This is a genomic window from Rhizobium sp. H4 (assembly GCF_003013335.1).
In the GTDB taxonomy this organism is placed as follows: Bacteria; Pseudomonadota; Alphaproteobacteria; order Rhizobiales; family Rhizobiaceae; genus Rhizobium; species Rhizobium sophoriradicis.
Genome location: NZ_PSOW01000003.1, coordinates 86,944 through 105,332, shown reverse-complemented (window position 1 = coordinate 105,332; position 18,389 = coordinate 86,944). Strand labels below are relative to the sequence as shown.

Sequence of the window (18,389 nt, the reverse complement as noted above, 5' to 3'; positions counted from 1 at the left end):
GCCCGGCGGTTGGCCGGGCTTTTGCGCTTCCTGGTACGCTGTACCTATTCCAGGAAAGTCATCGGGTTGACCGGTGACGCGTCCTTGCGCACCTCGAAATGGACCTGCGGCTGCTTGACGTCGCCGCTCATGCCGGAGACCGCGACGGTCTGACCGCGCTGGATCTTCTGGCCGCGGGCAACGCTCAGCGTGTCGGCATTGCCGTAGACGGTGACGGTGCCGTCGTCGTGACGGACGAGAACCGTGTTGCCGAGTTCCTTCAGGCCGTTGCCGGCATAGATGACGACGCCGTTTTCGGCCGCCTTGATCGGCGTACCCTGCGGTACCGAGATATCGATGCCGTCGTTGCGGTTGCCATTGACGTTGGCGCCATAGGCGGCAATGACCTGGCCGCGCACCGGCCAGCGATACTTGCCGATGCCGGTGGATTCCGGCGCGTCGGCGCTGACATCGGCCTTCTTCTCGACCTCGTCGAGGGTCTGGGTGGCGGCCGGCGCCTTATAGGGTGCGGGCTGAACGGACGCCGTCTGCTGGGCAGGCGCGGGCTCGACCGGCTTCGACTCGACCTTTTCAGCCGGGATCGAGGCGGTCTTGATCGTGTCGGCTTTGCCGTTCGGAATCTTCAGGGCCTGGCCGACACGCAGCGAGCTCGCCGAAATATTGTTGGCGGCCTTGAGATCGTCGATATTGGCGCCGGTCGCCTTGGCAATCTTTGCCAGCGAATCGCCCTGCTTGACGACATAAGTGCCGGCAGGCGCCTTCGGATCCTTGCCCGCGCCGGCGGGAAGCTTGCCGGTCGGATCGGCGCTCGCCATGGTCTTGTCACGCGCGGAATTGGCGCCCGGGACGACGGCGACCTTCTGCTCCGGCGCCTTGGCCGGTCCCGGCATATTGCCGGGCTTGGAAAGGTCGGCCGCCTGCGATGCCGCCTTGGCGGCATTGCCGCCATTGAAAGTCGGTATCAGGATCGCCTGGCCGGGTTGGGCGGCAGAGGCCGTCTTCAGATTGTTGACGCGCAGGATTTCCTTTTCCGGAACGCCGAAACGTCTGGACAGCGTGGCGATGTTTTCGCCCGGACGCAGTGTCACGGAAGGCGCATTGGTCGCCGACCAGCCGGAAATCTTCGGCGTCGTGCCGGTCGTCAGCGAATCGGGCGCCGCCTTCGGCGCCACCAGCCGCGGTTTTTCAGCCCGTGGCGAAGCTGGGAACGGCTGGGCGAGCGCCACTTCCTTTTCCCGCTGACGGGATGGCGCGGCAGCGGTCGGCGCGGCAAGCTCGGAACGCTGTATCGAGACCGGCGAGGAAGCCAGACGTGCGCTCGATGGACGGACCGGCTCGTAGCCCGGGTTTACCGGATAGGGCTGGTTCGGCGCATTGTTGCCGCCGTAACCGGGCTGGCTGGCGAGGGCCGTACCGCCGAGATCGGCACGCGGCACCGGATCGCCCTGGACGCCGCCCCGGCGCGGAATGGAACTTGTGGTGATCTGATCCTGACCGGAGGAGGAAAACAAACTGCCAAACCGTGTCACATCGGAACTGCAGCCCGTTGCGGCACTCGCCAGCAGGCCCACAACCAGAAGATTACCGGCCGACTTACCGAACTTTGGCGAAAGACTGAAACGCATTGACTCGACCCACTGAGAACGCAACCATTTGTGAGTCTATTAAAACGCGTTAGTATTACCACGCGGTTAAGATGCTGGAATCAGTGCGATATTTTTGAGGAGTTGATAACCATAGCTTACGGGTGAAAAATCGCAGTGCCTACAGCAGCGAGGCAAGACGCGGAACGATCGGCAGATAAGGGGCTTCGAACAGTTCCTCGCGTTCGAAACGGCTGCCGGTTTTCGTCAGCCGCACCATGCGACATTCGTTTTCGGAAATCATCAGCGGCGCGATCATCGAACCGCCGGAAACGAGCTGGTCGGTATAAAAGCGCGGCATCGCATTGAACGCCGCCGTCACCAGGATACGGTCGAAGGTGCCCTCGCCCTGCATGCCGGCGCTGCCGTCGGCATGGCGGATGACGACGTTGCGCAGGCCAAGCCATTCCATGCGCCGCTGCGCTGCCGATGTCAGCGTCTTGTAGCGGTCGATCGACAGCACACGCTCGGCCAGGCGCCCCATGACGGCGGCGGTGAAGCCGCTGCCGGTGCCGATTTCCAGGACCCGCTGGCCCGGCTTGAGCTTCAGGTGATGCAGGATGCGGACCGCAAAATCGATGCCTTCGAGGAAGGATCCGCATTCGATCGGGATCGTTCGGCTCGAATAGGCATTGTCGGAAAATTGCGCCGGCACGAACTGCGAGCGCGGCGTCTGCTCGACCGCCGTCAGCAGATCGAGGTCGGAGATACCTTCGGCACGCAATCTGAGGACGAGCGCCGCAAAGCCCTCCTTCTCCGCCAGTCTTGCCGTCAAACCTGTGCTCCGTATCCCAGGGCCCGCGCCACGCGGTCCGTCACGGAATAATCGGTCAGATCCAGTTTCAAAGGCGTTACCGAAATCTTGTTATGCTTGAGGGCGTGAATATCGGTACCTTCGATGAAGGCGCCGGCGCGTTCGCCGAACTTCAGCCAGTAATAGGGAAAGCCCCGGCCGTCGGAGCGGGCACCGACCTGCAGATTGAAGGCGAGCTTGCCTTGCATGGTCACTTCGGCGCCATCGACCTCATCGGGACGGCAGTTCGGGAAGTTGAGATTGAGGAACGTGCCCTCCGGCAAGTCCAGACCCATCAGCTTTTCCAGAAGAGCCGGGGCATGTGCCTCGCAGACTTCCCAGGGCACGATGCGTGCGCCATCCTCATAGAGATAGGCTTGGCTGAGCGCGAAGGAGCGCACGCCCTGCATCGTGCCTTCGATGGCACCGGCGATCGTACCGGAATAGGTCACATCGTCGGCAACGTTCGAACCCGAATTGACGCCGGATAGAACGAGATCGGGCTTGATGTCCATCACCTGGCGGATACCCATGATGACGCAATCGGTCGGCGTGCCGCGCAAGGCGAAATGCTTGTCGGAAATCTTGCGCAGCCGCAGAGGTTCGGACAGGCTCAGCGAATGGGCAAGACCGCTCTGGTCGGTCTCGGGCGCCACGATCCAGACATCGTCGGACAGCGTGCGGGCGATCCGCTCCAGTGCGGCCAGGCCCTCTGCGTGAATGCCGTCGTCATTCGTAAGCAGGATGCGCATCGCCTCAGGCCGCCCGTTCGATCTTGGTCAATCCGCCCATATAAGGCAGCAAAACGTCCGGAATCGTGACCGAACCGTCCTCGTTCAAATAATTTTCAAGCACGGCGATCAGGCAGCGGCCGACGGCCGTGCCGGAGCCGTTCAGCGTGTGGACGAACCTGTTGGTCTTGTCATCCTTGCCGCGATAGCGCGCGTTCATGCGACGGGCCTGGAAATCGCCGCAGACCGAGCAGGAGGAGATTTCGCGGAAGGTGTTCTGTCCCGGCAGCCAGACTTCCAGATCGTAGGTCTTGCGCGAACCGAAGCCCATGTCGCCGGTGCAAAGGGTCATGGTGCGGAAGTGCAGGCCGAGACGCTTTAGCACTTCTTCGGCGCAGGCGGTCATCCTTTCATGCTCGGCGATGGCGCTCTCGGCGTCGGTAATCGAAACGAGCTCGCATTTCCAGAACTGGTGCTGGCGCAGCATGCCACGCGTGTCGCGGCCGGCCGAGCCCGCTTCCGAGCGGAAGGACGGCGTCAGCGCGGTAAAGCGCAGCGGCAGCTCTTCCTGGTCGAGGATCTCCTCGCGCACCAGATTGGTCAGCGTCACCTCCGCCGTCGGAATGAGATAGCGGCCATCCGTCGTCTTGAAGAGATCCTCTTCGAACTTCGGCAGGCTGCCGGTGCCGAACACCGCTTCAGCCCGAACCATCAGCGGCGAGCTTACTTCGGTATAACCGTGCTCGCGGGTGTGGAGATCGATCATGAACTGGCCGAGCGCGCGCTCGAGCCTGGCGAGCGGCCCGGTCAGCACCGTGAAGCGCGAGCCGGAGAGCTTGGCGGCGCGGTCGAAGTCCATATAGCCGAGCGCCTCGCCGATTTCGAAGTGCTCCTTCGGCGTGTGGTTCCAGCGCGGCTTTTCGCCGACGGTGCGGGTGACGACATTGTCATGCTCGTCCTTGCCGACCGGGACGTCGTCGAAAGGCACGTTCGGGATGCGCGAGAGCGCGTCGTTGAGCTCGGCCGTCAGCTGCCGGTCCTCTTCCTCGACCATCGGCAGCAACGTCTTCAGCTCGGCGACCTCGGCCTTCAGCTTCTCGGCGAGTTCGCCGTTCTTCTGGGACAGCGCCGCGCCGATCTCCTTGGAGGCGAGATTGCGGCGGGACAGCAGGTCCTGCGCCTTCTGCACGGCGGAGCGGCGCTTTTCATCGAGGGAAATGAGGCTTTGCGCAAGAGGCTCCGCACCGCGCTTGGCAAGGGCGGCATCGAGCGCTTTGGGATTCTCACGGATCCATTTGATATCGAGCATCGTCGTTCCAGGTCGTTGCAACAGAAGTGACCCGGCCAAAGCCTGATCGGCTTCGACCGGATGGGACGGCGCTCATGAAAGGATTGCCGGATCGCCGCTTCAGACGCTGTCCGTCTTGGCAACGTCTGCGGATCCGGTTTCCTTCTCGACCGCCTGCCGGGCACGCTGGCGCTCCACGAGTCGCGCCGCATAGATGGCAATCTCGTAGAGAAGGATCGCCGGTATCGCAAGGCCGATCTGGGATAAGGGGTCCGGCGGCGTCAGCACGGCAGCGACGACAAAGGCCAGCACGATGGCGAATTTACGCTTTTCGGCGAGCCATTCCGACGTCAGCAGGCCGACACGGGCAAGCAGTGTCGTGACAACAGGCAGCTGGAAGACGAGGCCGAAGGAGAAGACCAGCGTCATGATCAGACTCAGATATTCCGAGACCTTCGGCAGAAGCGAGATCGCTACCTCGTCATGGCCCGGCGCTTGCTGCATCGACAGGAAAAACCACATGACCATCGGCGTGAAGAAAAAATAGACCAGCGCGGCGCCCAAGAGGAACAGAAGTGGGGAAGCGATCAGGAACGGAAGGAAGGCCGCCCGTTCATTCTTATAGAGGCCTGGAGCGACAAACTTGTAGATCTGGGCGGCGATGATCGGAAAAGCGATCACAAGGCCACCGAACATGGCGACCTTGACCTGCGTGAAGAAGAATTCCTGCGGCGCGGTGTAGATGAGCTGCGCCTTCTCGACATCGAGGTTGGCCCAGCTGACGGCGAGCTTATAGGGATAGACCAGATAGTTGAAGATGTGCTTGGCGAAAAAGAAGCACACGACGAAGGCGATGAAGAACGCGCCGATCGACCACATAAGCCGCGTGCGCAGCTCCATCAGGTGCTCGATCAACGGCTGCGGCTTGTCTTCGATATCACCGCTCATGCCTCGTCCTTCTTCTCAGTCTGCGCCGGCGTTTTCGGCGTTGCGGGCTTCCTGGTTGCCGTCGCGCGCTTCGGCTTTTCCACCTGCGCTGCAGTGGCCGCGACGGCATCGGCCTTATCAGCGGCCTTGCCGCGCGGCTTCCTCGGAGCCTTCGGCTTGGCGGCAATCGTGTCGGCCTGGACGGCCGCTGCGGCGACGGGTTCCGGCGTCGGCGCCGGTGTCGGCACCAGTGGCGGCGTTTCCGGCAGGCTCATCGAAGGCGCCGGGGCCGAAGCCGCAGTCGGCGGCACTTCGGTCTTGTTCTGAGGAGGTGTGCTTGCCTTCTGCAGATCGGCCTTGATCTCGTTACCCATCTGACGAAGGGGGTTCATTGCCTCGCGCAGACTGTTGACCGGGTTGAGCTTCTGGGCGTCGCCGATGGTCTGGCGGACATCGTCAAGCTCGGCTTCACGCAACGCCTCATCGAACTGCGCACGGAAGTCACCCGCCACCTTGCGGGCGCGCTGCGTCATCTTGCCGAAAGCGCGCAGCATCGGCGGCAAATCCTTGGGACCGACAACGACGATCAGCACGACCGCGATGACCAAAAGCTCGGTCCAACCAATATCGAACATGCAAGGCTCCTGGACGGGAAGCGCGGGGGCGGCGCTTTTTCCCGGACTTGGTTACTTCGTTTCGTCGGCCTTGTGATCGACGGTCTTTGCCGTTTCCGGCGCGTCTTCGTCCGTCATGCCCTTCTTGAAACTCTTGATGCCCTTGGCGACATCGCCCATCAGTTCCGGGATCTTGCCGCGACCGAACAACAACAGCACGACGACCAGAACGATCAGCCAGTGCCAGATGCCAAAAGAACCCATTACGCTTACTCCCTGTTGTGATGTTCCCTCGATGTAAGGATTTCCCACACCGTTTCCAACATCAAGCCCTTCGAACTGCGCTTAATGTCACGGTATCGCCCTTTGTGACAAGCCACAGAACCGCCGAAAAATGGTGAGCACCATTGTTTTCGTCAAGCATGGCAAAAGCAAGAGGAAGTCCTTCAATCTTCGGACGTAGAACGCGGGGCAAGCAACCCAAGTTCTTCGAGATCCATCTGGGTAATGGGGTCTTCGTCCTCGCTCAGCTCGTCGTTCATCAATGGCGAGGGAATATTGAAATTCGCCGGAATGCGGCCCGAGAGCAGGCCTGCTCCCTTTAATTCTTCGAGACCGGGCAGATCGCGCAATTCCTCGAGGCCGAAATGGTCGAGAAAATCCCGCGTGGTGCCCAATGTAACCGGCCGGCCCGGCGTGCGCCGGCGGCCTCGAAACCGCACCCAGCCCGCTTCCATCAGCACGTCGAGCGTGCCGCGCGAAGTCTGCACGCCGCGGATATCCTCGATTTCGGCGCGCGTCACCGGCTGGTGATAAGCGATAATTGCAAGCACTTCCAGGGCGGCGCGCGAAAGCTTTTTCACCTCGTTTTCATCGCGGCGGATGACGAAGGAGAGATCGGCGGCAGTCCGGAAGGCCCAGGCTCCCTCCACCTGCACGAGGTTGACGCCGCGCGGCGCATATTGCGCCTTCAGGCGCAGCATGATCGCCCGCACATCGACTTTCTCAGGCAGGCGCTCGGCGAGGAAAGCTTCGGGGACCGGCTGCGATGAGGCGAAGACCAGCGCCTCGGCGATGCGCTCGGCCTCGATCGCGGCCTGCAGATCGCGGCCCTCGTCCTCGAAATCCTCGTCGCCCTTCAGATCGATCAAGCCGGCCGCTCCTGTTCCACCACCTGCAGCGTCGCATGTTTCGGGCCTCGGCGCATATAGATCGGCTGAAAGGCGCCGTCTTGGCGGATTTCGAGCTTGCCCTCGCGCACCAGTTCCAGCGAAGCGGCAAAGGCGCTGGCGATGGCGGTAACACGTTTCTCGGGCGCCGCGAGATAACGCAGCAGATAGTGCTCCATCGCCGTCCAGTCCCCGACCTCGCCGATCATCTGGGTCAGTAGCTCGCGGGCATCGGTCAACGACCAGACATTGCGCCTCTCGATCGTCACTTGGGTGATGGCGTGGCGCTGGCGCAGCGCCGCATAGGCGGTCAGGAGATCGTAGAGGCTGGCCGCATAAGCCGACTGCTGCCGGTCGGGAATATGCTCAGGCGCGCCGCGCGCAAAAATATCGCGGCCGAGGCGGTTACGGTTGACGAGGCCTTCGGCCGCCTGGCGCATGGCTTCGAGACGTTTCAGACGGAAGGCGAGCGTTGCCGCCATCTCCTCGCCCGAGGGGCCGTCATCCTTGACCTGCTGGGGAATGAGCAGGCGAGACTTGAGATAGGCAAGCCAGGCCGCCATGACGAGATAATCGGCGGCAAGTTCGATGCGGATGCGCCGGGCGCTCTCGACGAACTGCAGATATTGCTCGGCGAGCGCCAGCACCGAAATGCGCGACAGATCGACCTTCTGGTTGCGGGCGAGATAGAGCAACAGGTCAAGCGGACCTTCGAAACCGGCGACGTCGATCACCAGCGCCGGCTCATGGCTGGCGCGCTCGGCGCCGTTGTCCTGCCACAGCTTGTCCATCGGCGTTGCCGCCTGCGGACGCTCCGTGCCCTTGACCGTGTTCACCAACCTGCTCCTCTGCGATCAGACAATCGCAAACATCGCCTCGAATTCCGCCCGCAACTCAGCCTCATGGGCTGTATCCGGCGCGGCAAAACCTGCTTCTACCGCTTTTGCGCGCGCAAGCGACGCGCCGGCGAGCGGCGGAACGTTTGCCACGACATCCAGCATCTCGTCCATCTTGCCATTGCAATGCAGCACGATATCGCATCCGCCTGCAATGATATTCGCCGCACGCTCGCCGATTGTGCCGGAAAGAGCGTTCATCGAGCTGTCGTCGGAAAGCAGCAGACCGGTAAAGCCGATATGCTGACGGATAACGCCGTCGATCACCTTGCGTGAGGTCGTCGCCGGATTGTCGGGGTCGATGGCGGTGAAGACGAGGTGGCAGGTCATCGCCATCAGCTCGTCCTTCATGGCGATAAAGGGCGGGAAATCATGGGTTTCCAACTCATCGCGCGAGACGGTGACGACAGGCAGTTCCAGATGGGAATCGGCAAAACCGCGACCATGGCCGGGCATATGTTTCATCACAGGCAACAGGCCGCCTGCCTTCAACCCTTCGGCCGCCGCCCGGCCCATGGCGATGACGGTCCCGGGATCGCCGCCATAGGCGCGGTCGCCGATGACATTGCTGCTGCCTTCGACCGGCACGTCGAGCACCGGCAGGCAATCGACATTGATGCCGAGCCGCGCAAGGTCGAAAGCATGCAGCCGCGACATCACCCAGGCGGCGCGCAGGCCGAGTGCTGTGTCGCGGCGATAAAGATCACCGAGCGCCTGACCCGATGGATAACGCGGCAGGACCGGCGGGCGGATGCGCTGGACGCGACCACCCTCCTGGTCGATCAGCACCGGCGCATGCCAACCGACGCTGTCGCGCAGTTCGGCGACAAGATCGGCAATCTGCGAAGCTTCGGAAATGTTGCGCCCAAAAAGGATGAAGCCCCAGGGCCGTTCGCCCCGGTAGAAGGCTTTCTCTTCGGATGTGAGGGCAAGGCCGCTGCAGCCCAGGATCATCGCTTTTGATTCGGTCATTTGGGAATCATAGACCGCCCCGGGCCAAATGCGAGCAAGCGCGGGCGCGATGCACAAAAAAGAGCGGCGGGCCGATCGGCCCGCCGCTCTCACAATTCTGTGACCTGATTTTATTTGGAGATCAGGCAGCTTCCACCGGCTGCGCGATACTTTTCGCAAAGTGCTGCGGCCTCATCCTTGGAGCCGACCGGGATGCGAACACGGTAGAAAGTGCCCTTGCCGGCGATATCGGCCCTGCGGATCTCGTGAGCACGGCCACCCAGCACCCCGGCGAATTTCTTCGAGAGGTTGGCATAGGATTTGTTGGCCTCGTCCTCCGACGGCAGGGACGCGATCTGGAGGCCGTAGCCGCCGGTGGATGCGGCCTGCTGCGGCTGGGCGGCGGCCGGCGCGGCAGAGGCGACCTGCGTCGGCTTCGGCTGCTGCGCGGGCGTGCGGACATTGCCCCTTTCGGTGACGGTGCCGACGACATTGACGGGCTGATCGGCCGGGCGGGCGATCGGAACCGGGGCCGTATCGGCGACCGCCGTCGTCTTGACCGGCCGTACCGGCGCATCGACCGGGGCGGGATTTTCCTGCTGCACATCGGCAGTTGCCGCAGGCGACGGCTGAGCCGGCGCTGCTTCAACAGGTGCTGCCGAACGCGAATCGGCGGAAGCAACCTCGGCGCTTGCCGGGAAGCTTGCAGCCGTTCCGCCGACCGGCGGCACGGCGGGGGTCGACGGCGCGGACTGGGCGGTGACCGGCGGCTGGGCAGACGGCGTTGTCTGGGCAGACTGTGCAGGCGGCTCCGGCTGATCGAGCGGCGCAATCTCCTCGCGGGCGACCAGGGTGCCGTCAGGCTTGACGATCATCGTGCGGACCTTGCGCGGCGAAACGGACGGCGTCTTGTCGGCGCTGCTTGCGGGCGCGTCGTCGGCGTTCGCCTGGTTCGGCAACAGACGCGGATCCTCCGTCTCACCGACCGCAGTCGGCGTGACCCGATCGTCGGCGCCGGCGTTCTCGTCGTCCTCGGGCAGCGCTTCCGGTGTCAGTGTCCGCTGGACGACATCGACGGGCGCCTCGTCGGACGACACGAGCGCCTTCTGCTTCGGATCCTCGGCAGAACCCGCAACCCGATCATAAACGGCCTTGTCCTGGTTGGGCACGGTCTTGCCGCCGGGATTTTCCGGAACGACCTTGACCGGCTCCTTGTCGGCGGTGATCACGCGCGGCTCGCCGGATGCGACAATGCCAAGTCCCTCGCCGTTCCAGACGGAGGAATAGACGCCATAACCGACGCCGGCGAAGACCACGAGCACGACAGCCCCGGCTAGCAACCGGCGCATCGAGCGGGCGCGGCTGAAATCGGCGGCCTGGCTTGCTGACTCGATGCGGACCTCGGAGGTCTCGCGGCGCTCGACCGGCTCGCGCACGCTGCGGCGGAAATCCTCCTCCAGCGCCCGTTCAAAATCGTCGAGGCCGTCGGCAATGGTCGGCTTGACCGGCTTGGCCGCGGCTGCGGTATCCCGGGGCGACGCCGGCATTTCCCGCGGCTTGGCCGGTTCGAAGAAGCTCGCGATCTCCGCGTCGAGATCGAAATCGAAGTCTGCCGTTTTCGCGACCGGAGCAGGTTGCTCGACCGGCGGCAGCGCCGGCACGTGCATGTCGTCGACGGTTTCGGGACGTTCCTCCGGGTCAGAGATCATCGCCGGATCGAAAGGCAGGTCTTCAGTCGATTCTGCGACTGGCGGCGCCCAGTTGAAAGCCGCAACTGGGGCCGGCGGCTCGGGAACGAAAGCCGGCGCGGGTCGTGGAGCGGCAGCGGCGATCGGGCGCATTTCCGGCTGGGGCGCAGGCACCATCGGCTGGGGTGCGGGAGCGACCGCCTGCGGCTGAGGCGCGATGACCGGCGCCTGCGGCTTTGGCTGCGGCGCGGGTTCGGATGCTTCCGAGAAATCGAGATCGGAAAGTTCCAGCTCGATGCCGGCAAGATCCAGCTCGAAATCGTGGCCGGCGAAGGGGTCGTCGGCTTCCGGCACCGGCTGCGGCGCCCGCGAATATGACGGCGCGGCAGGCTGGGGTGCGGCAACCGCAGTAGGCGGCGGCGCGATCGGCCTTACGGCTTCGACAGCATGGGCCGGAGCCGATTCGGCCGGCGCAGGCCGGACGGGCGCTTCGGCCACGGGGGCAGCAGCCACGGGCGCGACGTCGATCGAGGCAGGCTGCGATGTGACAGGCACCGGATTGGTACGCTGCAATACCGGATGCGGCACGGGATAACGCGAGACATCGGCGAGCAGATCGTCGAGATCGAACGTGCCGGCAGTATGCGGCACTTCAGGCACGACCTCGGTCAGCGCCGCATCGGCCTGGATCTCGCCTTCGACGGCGGCGGCAATGAGATCGAAACCGGCGTCGGGCCTAAATTCCTGAAGGTCCTCCTCGATCTCAACAAAATCCTCTGCCTCTGCAATCTCTTCCGGCGCGACCATCTCATCATCGTGACGATCGAGTTCGGCGGGGAAGCCGAGCGACGGAGAAACGGATGCGAACTCCTCGGGAGGTTCGACGGCGGCCGAAGCTTCAATAGCGGCGACGGGCGCCGGCTCCTCGATCACGGGCGCCGGCTCCACCTCGGGAAGATCGGCAAGCGACGTCTCGGCCGGCGCTGCGGCGGTCGGTTCAGCCACCGGCTCGACCCGCTCCGGCTGAACGACCGGCTCCTCGCGTTTGGTCGCATGAAAATTGGCAAGCGGCAGCCGGATGCTGGCAGCCGACCATTGTGGCGCCTTGACAGGCTGCGGCACAGCAGAGACCGGCGCCGCACCGATCGACAATTCGAGCTCTTCGATGAGGTCGCGCGCACCGCCGAAGGCCGATTGCACCGGCGCCTCGAAAGCGGGATCGATGGAGACCGGCTGAGGAGCAACCGCCCAGGCGGCGGCCTGCTCGTCTGCACCGCTTGCGGCAGGTGCGGCAGCTATTTCTTCGACCACAACGGGGGCGACGGAAACCGGCTCGGAAATCTCGGCATGTCCGACAGCGGGAGAGGCATCGAGAACGGGCTCGACATAATCCTCGGGCGCAACCTCGTCGGAAATCGGCTCGGCCGGATGGTCGAGCTCTGCGAGCGGACGCGGCGAATCGTAACGGTCGAATTCGCGCCCGAGCTCATCTTCGAGATCGAAGGCGGGCTCGCGCCGTGCGGCTTCGGTCACCGTATTTGCTGCAACACGCGGTTCGAAGCCGACGATACGAGCAAGCTCGGCCAACGGATCGTCGTCAGCAAACAGATCGTCTCTTCCGCGCGTATCATACGCAAGTTGTTTCTCAGCCATGCTTTTCCCACTCGCAAACGCCAACGCTCAAATGCCAGCGCATTGTGGGGAAATGGTGACGTTATCGCATTTCGTCAGGTGCGGCAGTGCCTGTAATGGCAAGTCCCGACTTCAAAACCGACGCGACGGCGTACACCAGCCCTAGTCTGGCAATACTTGATTTTCGGTTTTTATCATTAACAAATCGTAATTCCGTCTGATCTTTACCTTTGTTCCAGTGCGCGTGGAAGGAACTGGCGAGGTCGTAGAGGTAAAAAGCGATGCGATGCGGCTCCTGCGATTGAGCCGCTGCTTCGACCACACGCGGGAATTCGGCGAGCTTGGCGACGAGCTGCAATTCGGCCGGATCGCCAATGCCAGCAACGGCTTTCGCCAGATCTTCAGACGAAACATCGAGGCCTGGGAAAGCCTCCCTCGCCTGCCGGAAGACCGACATGCAGCGGGCATGCGCATACTGCACGTAAAAAACAGGATTGTCCTTCGACTGTTCCGTCACTTTGGCGAAATCGAAGTCCAGCGGTTCGGAATTCTTGCGGTAAAGCATCATGAAGCGGACCGAATCACGGCCGACTTCCTCGACCACGTCCCGAAGCGTGACGAAATCGCCCGAGCGTTTCGACATCTTCACCGGCTCGCCGTTGCGATAGAGCTTGACCAGTTGGCAAAGCAGCACCGTCAGCTTCGCCTTACCGTCCGAAACACCACGCGCAACCGCTTCCAGGCGCTTGACGTAACCGCCGTGGTCGGCGCCGAGCACATAGATCATCTCGTCGAAACCGCGGTCGAACTTGTTCTTGAAGTAGGCGACATCGGCGGCGAAATAGGTGTAGGAGCCGTCCGACTTGATCAGCGGCCGGTCCATGTCGTCGCCCACCTCGGTCGAGCGGAACAGCGTCTGTTCGCGATCCTCCCAATCCTCAGGCAACTGGCCCTTCGGCGGCGGCAGAGTGCCCTTGTAGACGTAACCCTTGAACGTCAGGTCATTGATCGCCGTGCGGATCGCGGCGGCGCCATTGGCATGCAACGTGCGTTCGGAGAAGAAGATATCGTGATGGACGTTCAACGCCGCCAGATCTTCCCGGATCATCACCATCATCGCACTGATGGTGCGATCCTTGACGATCGGCATCCATTGCTCTTCCGGCATGTTATGCAGCCGCACGCCGTAATCGGCGGCAAGCGACTGGCCGACGGGCACGAGATAATCGCCTGGATAGAGACCCGAGGGGATTTCGCCGATCCGTTCCCCGAGCGCTTCGCGATAACGCAGGAAGACCGAGCGGGCGAGCACGTCGATCTGCGAGCCGGCGTCGTTGATGTAATATTCCTTCTCGACGCCGTAACCGGCAAAGGCGAGCAGGTTGGCGAGCGCATCGCCGACGACGGCGCCGCGGCAATGACCGACATGCATCGGCCCGGTCGGATTGGCCGAGACATATTCGACGTTGACCTTGCGCCCCTCCCCGAGGGTCGAGCGGCCGTAGTCGGTGCCGGAGGCGATCATCGAGGCGAGCAGCCGCTGCCAATAACCGACGGCGAGACGGATGTTGATGAAGCCGGGACCGGCGACCGAGACATCGGCGACGTCGGCATCCTCTTTGAGCTTGGCGATGATGACATCGGCAAGCGCGCGAGGATTGGACCCGAGCGGCTTTGCCAGGACCATCGCGGCGTTGGTCGCAACATCGCCATGGCTCGCATCGCGCGGCGGCTCGACGGTGATGCGGCCGAAATCGAGCTCGGATCGCTTTTCCCTGACCAGATCGATCTGTTCAAGGGCGGTTTTGATCCTGGCTTCGAAGTCGGTAAAAAGGTTCATCGCACTCTTCCATGCATAGGCTGTGCCAAAGGCGCAAATCGGCCTTCGGCGGGCGACCGCTGCCTATCGCAAATCCGGAGTGTGGTCAAACAATCGCCTGTGGGCACTGATTGCATAGGTGTCGGTCATGCCGGCCAAATAGTCGCCGACATGGCGAGCCTTCGGCGCATCGGCGAGGCCGGCGATATGATCGACCCAGTAATGGCTTTGCATCTCCTTGGGGCTGGCCATGTAGGCACCGAAAAGATCGGAGACGATCTGGGCGGCGCCGGCGCGGATACGCATGATATCGGGATTGCGGTAGATGCGTTTGAAGAGCATCGCCTTGATTTGCCTGTCGGTTTCGGCCATCGCGTCGGAGAAGGTGGCGATAACCCGGTCGGCAGCGCGAATGTCGGCTGCGCTCTCAGGGCGAAGAAGTGAAAGACGCTGTTGCGCGACGCCGATCACGTCTTCGACCATACGGGTGATCTGCCGGCGCATGATCTCGTGAGTGAAGCGGCTCGGCTCCAGATGCGGGTATCGCGCCCTCACCTCGGCCATCAGCCCGGCCAGAAACGGGATTTCCTCAAGCATGTCGAAAGTCAGGTAGCCGGAGCGCAGGCCGTCATCGATATCGTGGGTATTATAGGCGATATCGTCGGCAATCGCCGCGACCTGGGCCTCGAGGCTGGCGTAGGTTGCAAGCTCGAGATCGTGCAGTTCGCAATAGTCGAGGATCGGCTGCGGAACCGGGCCGCGTGTGCCGACACCATCCGGCGTCAGCAGCGGACCATTGTGCTTGACGAGGCCTTCGAGACTTTCCCACGTCAGGTTGATGCCGTCGAATTCGGCATAACGCCGCTCCAGCTTGGTCACGATGCGCAGCGATTGGGCATTGTGGTCGAAGCCGCCATAGGGCAGCAGCACCTCGTGCAATGCGTCCTCGCCGGTATGGCCGAACGGCGTGTGGCCGAAGTCGTGCACGAGCGCCACGCCCTCGGCCAGATCCTCGTCAAGTTTCAGGGCGCGGGCGAGCGCGCGGGCGATCTGCGCCACCTCGATCGTATGCGTCAGCCGGGTGCGGTAGTGATCGCCATCCTGGGCGATGAAGACCTGGGTCTTGTGCTTCAGCCGGCGGAAAGCCGTCGTGTGGACGATGCGGTCGCGGTCGCGCTGAAAATCGGATCGCGTCGGACTTTCATCCTCCTGATAGAGGCGCCCGCGCGTCGTCCAGGGGTCCGCCGCATAGACCGCCCTTTCGCTGTTGCCGAAACCCAAAGCCCGCCTGTCAACCGTCATTCTTCACCGTCATTCTGCCTGTTGCCGCATCTGCCCATTGACGCCGCTTTGCCCTGTTCATACCTATAGCCCGACGAAACGACAAAGGCGCCCGCCGACCGTTTCGCACATCATGGCCTTTTTGCGAAGATCATGGTAAGTTCTTTTGATATCAGGCATTTGAACATTTCAGTGCCAAAACCCATTCTCTCCGGATCTTGACCCCGGCAGGAGGAAACATGACGGATACGAGTGTAACCCTTTCAGATGCCGCGGCAAAGCGTATCGCTGCGATCATCGGCGCGGAGGCCGGCAAGAGCGCGTTGCGCGTTTCGGTCGAAGGCGGCGGCTGTTCGGGCTTTTCCTATAAGTTCGACCTTGCCGACAGCGCGGGCGACGATGACATCATCGTCGAAAAGAACGACGCGAAAGTGCTGATCGACAGCCTGTCGCTCGTCTATATGGCTGGCTCCGAGATCGACTTCGTCGATAATCTGCTTGGTCAATCCTTCCAGATCAAGAACCCGAATGCGGTGGCAAGCTGCGGCTGCGGCACCAGCTTCTCGATCTGACCTTCCAGAAACATTTCGCTGTGCGAACGAACCGGCCGAAGAAGCGCTTCCGGCCGGTTTATCGTCTTGTCCTGTTGTGAAAGACCACGATAAAAGAAGCGCACGCAGCGAAATAGGACGAAGAGATGAAGATCGCGACTTGGAACATCAACGGCGTCAAGGCGCGCATCGACAATCTGACGCAATGGCTCAAGGATTCCGATCCTGATATAGTCTGCCTGCAGGAGATCAAGACGATCGACGAAGGTTTTCCCAGGCTGGAGATCGAGGCGCTCGGCTATCACGTCGAGACGCACGGCCAGAAGGGCTTCAATGGTGTGGCGATTCTCTCCAAGACTTCGCCTTCCGAAGTCAACCGCGGCCTGCCCGGCGATGCGCTGGATGAACAGTCGCGTTTCCTCGAGGCGGTGTTCACGCTGCCGAACACGCGCATCCTGCGCGTCTGCTGCATCTATTTGCCGAACGGCAATCCCGTCGAAACGGAGAAATATCCCTACAAGCTCGCCTGGATGGAACGCCTGCGGAGCTTTGCCGCAGAGCGCCTCGCCTATGAGGAGATGCTGGTGCTTGCCGGCGATTATAACGTCATCCCCGAGCCGCACGACTGCTTCGACCCCAAGGTCTGGGAAAACGATGCGCTGTTTCTGCCGCAGACGCGGGAGGCATTCCGCAGGCTCGAAAATCTCGGGCTGACGGATGCGGTGCGCGCAACGACGGACGCGACGCGGCTCTATTCCTTCTGGGACTATCAGGCAGGTGCGTGGCCGAAGAACAACGGCATCCGCATCGACCACCTGCTGCTCTCACCGGAGGCTGCCGACCGGATGACGTCGGCGGCGATCGAAAAACATGTGCGGGCCTGGGAAAAGCCGTCCGACCACGTGCCTGTCATCGCCTATTTCGATTTTGCGGCCTGACATTCGCAGCCCATAGCACCGCGTCATTGCAAGCGCGTATCAGGGCGCTGCATCGCAGGCTTCAGTCGGAGCCGCTCGCGATGGCGTGCGACAGCGATACTGCCGTGCGGCGGTCGGCCTCGTTCGCAACCGAGAAAGCCTGCTCCTGCAGGGCTTCCATCCAGCCGCAGTCCTTGGGCTTGCAGCGGTCGAGAGCGGCGGTCATCAGCGCGAGACCGCGGGCCGTCTGGCCTTCGTCGAAGAGAATATTTCCGAAAATTGCCATGGCGCCGGGATGGCCACTCTTGCGCGCCTGGTTCAACCATTTCTTCGCCTGCTGCGGGCTGGCATTGCCGCCCTCGCCGGCCAGCATCATCTGCGCCAGCTGGAACTGCGCTTCGGGAACGCCAAAAGTGGAGGCCACCTGGAAATAAAGCTGGCGTGCCTGGGTGAGATCGATCTTGACCGGGCTGCCGGATATGCCGTGCTTGTAGTAATTGGCGAGCGAGAGAAGCGCGTTGACGAAGAAGCCGGTGTCCTCCGAGCCGGGTTCGACACCCTGCTGGGCAATCTCGCTGTAGATCTTGAAGGCTTCGAAATCATCCTGGGTGACGCCGTCGCCGTCGGCATACATATTGGCGAGCGCCCAGCGTGAACCGGTATGGCCTTTTTCGGCGGCGTATTTGTAAGCTTCGACCGCCTCCTCCTTCTGTCCGTTTTTGTAGGCCTTGAAGCCGAACTTGAAGAGGTCGAAAGGACCGGATTCCTTGCTGACGTCGCTTTTGATGTCGAAAGCGCGAACCGGGCCAGACATTGCCAGCGCGATCCCTATGCCTATCAGCATGAATTTGAACAACTTGAACTCGGACGTTACCATTTCAACCGATTTCTTTCGTTCATCGCACGCAGCCGGCGCGGGCGCCGGGCAGACGGTCGATGTATTCATTCGAGGCGAGCGATCCCGCGGTGGGCTCCATGGCCCCTTCGCCCGCGTCGCATCCAGCCCATTGGCCGTTTCCCGGCCGAATTTTCAGCATGTCATCTAGAACCACCCGGCTCCCGGCATGGCCCCACTGCAATCTGCCTGGCATTCCTTTGGCAGGCGCGGCATCCGCCTTCCTGCCTTGATCGCTTTGGTAAACAGCAAATGTGACGAAACCAGTATCGGCTTCTCCGCCAAAGCCGCGCTGCTCAGGCGTATTGGTCGAAAATACCGACAGTGGACGGATCGACAACCTCGTTGCAAGGCTGGATCTGCGGCCGGAACAGCCTTGTCCAGAAAGCGAAACGGCCGCAATCGAACGACTGTCGCCAATCGCGTCGTATGACCTGCTGTTGTCGGAAAAAAATCGACCCATGCTACTCTTTACACGCACCCTACGTCTGCCGTCTCGTCGCCTGCCAATATCGCTGCGCTCTCTTTGTGGCGGGAAATAGACAAATTCGCCGCGCAGTCACCATATGCCAACCGTCGTAAAAAAGTGTTGCT

17 protein-coding genes are annotated in these 18,389 nt (G+C 62.3%); 2 read left to right on the top strand and 15 right to left on the bottom strand.

The genetic code is table 11. From position 1 onward, the window contains the following. Nucleotides 1–44: 44 nt before the first annotated feature. The 13 genes from C4N04_RS05350 to C4N04_RS05290 all read right to left on the bottom strand — a co-directional run bounded on the left by C4N04_RS05350 (nucleotide 45) and on the right by C4N04_RS05290 (nucleotide 15,453). Complete coding sequence (locus C4N04_RS05350) at nucleotides 45–1,625, bottom strand: peptidoglycan DD-metalloendopeptidase family protein (protein WP_106795562.1); 1,581 nt, start codon at nucleotides 1,623–1,625, stop codon at nucleotides 45–47. Between the two features lie 139 nt (nucleotides 1,626–1,764). Beyond that, the gene (locus tag C4N04_RS05345; protein WP_077993958.1) at nucleotides 1,765–2,418 is read right to left on the bottom strand and encodes a protein-L-isoaspartate(D-aspartate) O-methyltransferase; all 654 of its coding nucleotides are present in this window, start codon (nucleotides 2,416–2,418) and stop codon (nucleotides 1,765–1,767) included. Next, nucleotides 2,415–3,188: a 5'/3'-nucleotidase SurE gene (gene surE / locus C4N04_RS05340; protein WP_106795561.1), complete on the bottom strand. Its 774-nt coding sequence runs from the start codon at nucleotides 3,186–3,188 to the stop codon at nucleotides 2,415–2,417. Before surE ends, C4N04_RS05345 begins: the two co-directional genes overlap by 4 nt. A gap of 4 nt (nucleotides 3,189–3,192) precedes the next feature. Beyond that, entirely contained in the window at nucleotides 3,193–4,476 is a 1,284-nt protein-coding gene (gene serS / locus C4N04_RS05335) for a serine--tRNA ligase (RefSeq protein WP_077993961.1), read from the bottom strand. Between the two features lie 99 nt (nucleotides 4,477–4,575). Continuing rightward, nucleotides 4,576–5,403, bottom strand: a complete 828-nt coding sequence (tatC, locus tag C4N04_RS05330) for a twin-arginine translocase subunit TatC (protein ID WP_038688492.1) — start codon at nucleotides 5,401–5,403, stop codon at nucleotides 4,576–4,578. Further along, a complete protein-coding gene (tatB, locus tag C4N04_RS05325) occupies nucleotides 5,400–6,017 on the bottom strand; it encodes a Sec-independent protein translocase protein TatB (RefSeq protein ID WP_009990120.1) in 618 nt (205 codons plus the stop codon). Before tatB ends, tatC begins: the two co-directional genes overlap by 4 nt. A gap of 51 nt (nucleotides 6,018–6,068) precedes the next feature. Further along, a complete protein-coding gene (locus tag C4N04_RS05320) occupies nucleotides 6,069–6,260 on the bottom strand; it encodes a twin-arginine translocase TatA/TatE family subunit (protein WP_009990121.1) in 192 nt (63 codons plus the stop codon). A gap of 182 nt (nucleotides 6,261–6,442) precedes the next feature. Next, nucleotides 6,443–7,147 (bottom strand): SMC-Scp complex subunit ScpB, encoded by a 705-nt coding sequence (scpB, locus tag C4N04_RS05315; protein ID WP_077993964.1) that lies wholly within the window; start codon nucleotides 7,145–7,147, stop codon nucleotides 6,443–6,445. Next, entirely contained in the window at nucleotides 7,144–8,001 is an 858-nt protein-coding gene (locus tag C4N04_RS05310) for a ScpA family protein (RefSeq protein ID WP_106795560.1), read from the bottom strand. Before C4N04_RS05310 ends, scpB begins: the two co-directional genes overlap by 4 nt. An 18-nt stretch (nucleotides 8,002–8,019) precedes the next feature. Next, nucleotides 8,020–9,033, bottom strand: a complete 1,014-nt coding sequence (nagZ, locus tag C4N04_RS05305; protein ID WP_077994098.1) for a beta-N-acetylhexosaminidase — start codon at nucleotides 9,031–9,033, stop codon at nucleotides 8,020–8,022. Nucleotides 9,034–9,143: 110 nt separating this feature from the next. After that, entirely contained in the window at nucleotides 9,144–12,353 is a 3,210-nt protein-coding gene (locus C4N04_RS05300; protein WP_077993965.1) for an SPOR domain-containing protein, read from the bottom strand. A gap of 61 nt (nucleotides 12,354–12,414) precedes the next feature. Further along, nucleotides 12,415–14,172 (bottom strand): arginine--tRNA ligase, encoded by a 1,758-nt coding sequence (argS, locus tag C4N04_RS05295; RefSeq protein WP_106795559.1) that lies wholly within the window; start codon nucleotides 14,170–14,172, stop codon nucleotides 12,415–12,417. A 63-nt stretch (nucleotides 14,173–14,235) separates the two neighbouring features. Continuing rightward, a complete protein-coding gene (locus tag C4N04_RS05290) occupies nucleotides 14,236–15,453 on the bottom strand; it encodes a deoxyguanosinetriphosphate triphosphohydrolase (protein ID WP_077993968.1) in 1,218 nt (405 codons plus the stop codon). A gap of 218 nt (nucleotides 15,454–15,671) precedes the next feature. Here C4N04_RS05290 and erpA point away from each other — a divergent pair, with 218 nt between their 5' ends. After that, entirely contained in the window at nucleotides 15,672–16,004 is a 333-nt protein-coding gene (erpA, locus tag C4N04_RS05285) for an iron-sulfur cluster insertion protein ErpA (protein WP_009996185.1), read from the top strand. 125 nt (nucleotides 16,005–16,129) lie between these two features. Further along, nucleotides 16,130–16,921 (top strand): exodeoxyribonuclease III, encoded by a 792-nt coding sequence (gene xth / locus C4N04_RS05280; protein ID WP_039619369.1) that lies wholly within the window; start codon nucleotides 16,130–16,132, stop codon nucleotides 16,919–16,921. 61 nt (nucleotides 16,922–16,982) lie between these two features. Here xth and exoR read toward each other — a convergent pair whose 3' ends face one another. Next, nucleotides 16,983–17,777 (bottom strand): exopolysaccharide production regulator ExoR, encoded by a 795-nt coding sequence (exoR, locus tag C4N04_RS05275; RefSeq protein ID WP_009996187.1) that lies wholly within the window; start codon nucleotides 17,775–17,777, stop codon nucleotides 16,983–16,985. 19 nt (nucleotides 17,778–17,796) lie between these two features. Beyond that, a complete protein-coding gene (locus C4N04_RS05270; protein WP_106795558.1) occupies nucleotides 17,797–18,258 on the bottom strand; it encodes a hypothetical protein in 462 nt (153 codons plus the stop codon). Nucleotides 18,259–18,389 lie beyond the last annotated feature (131 nt).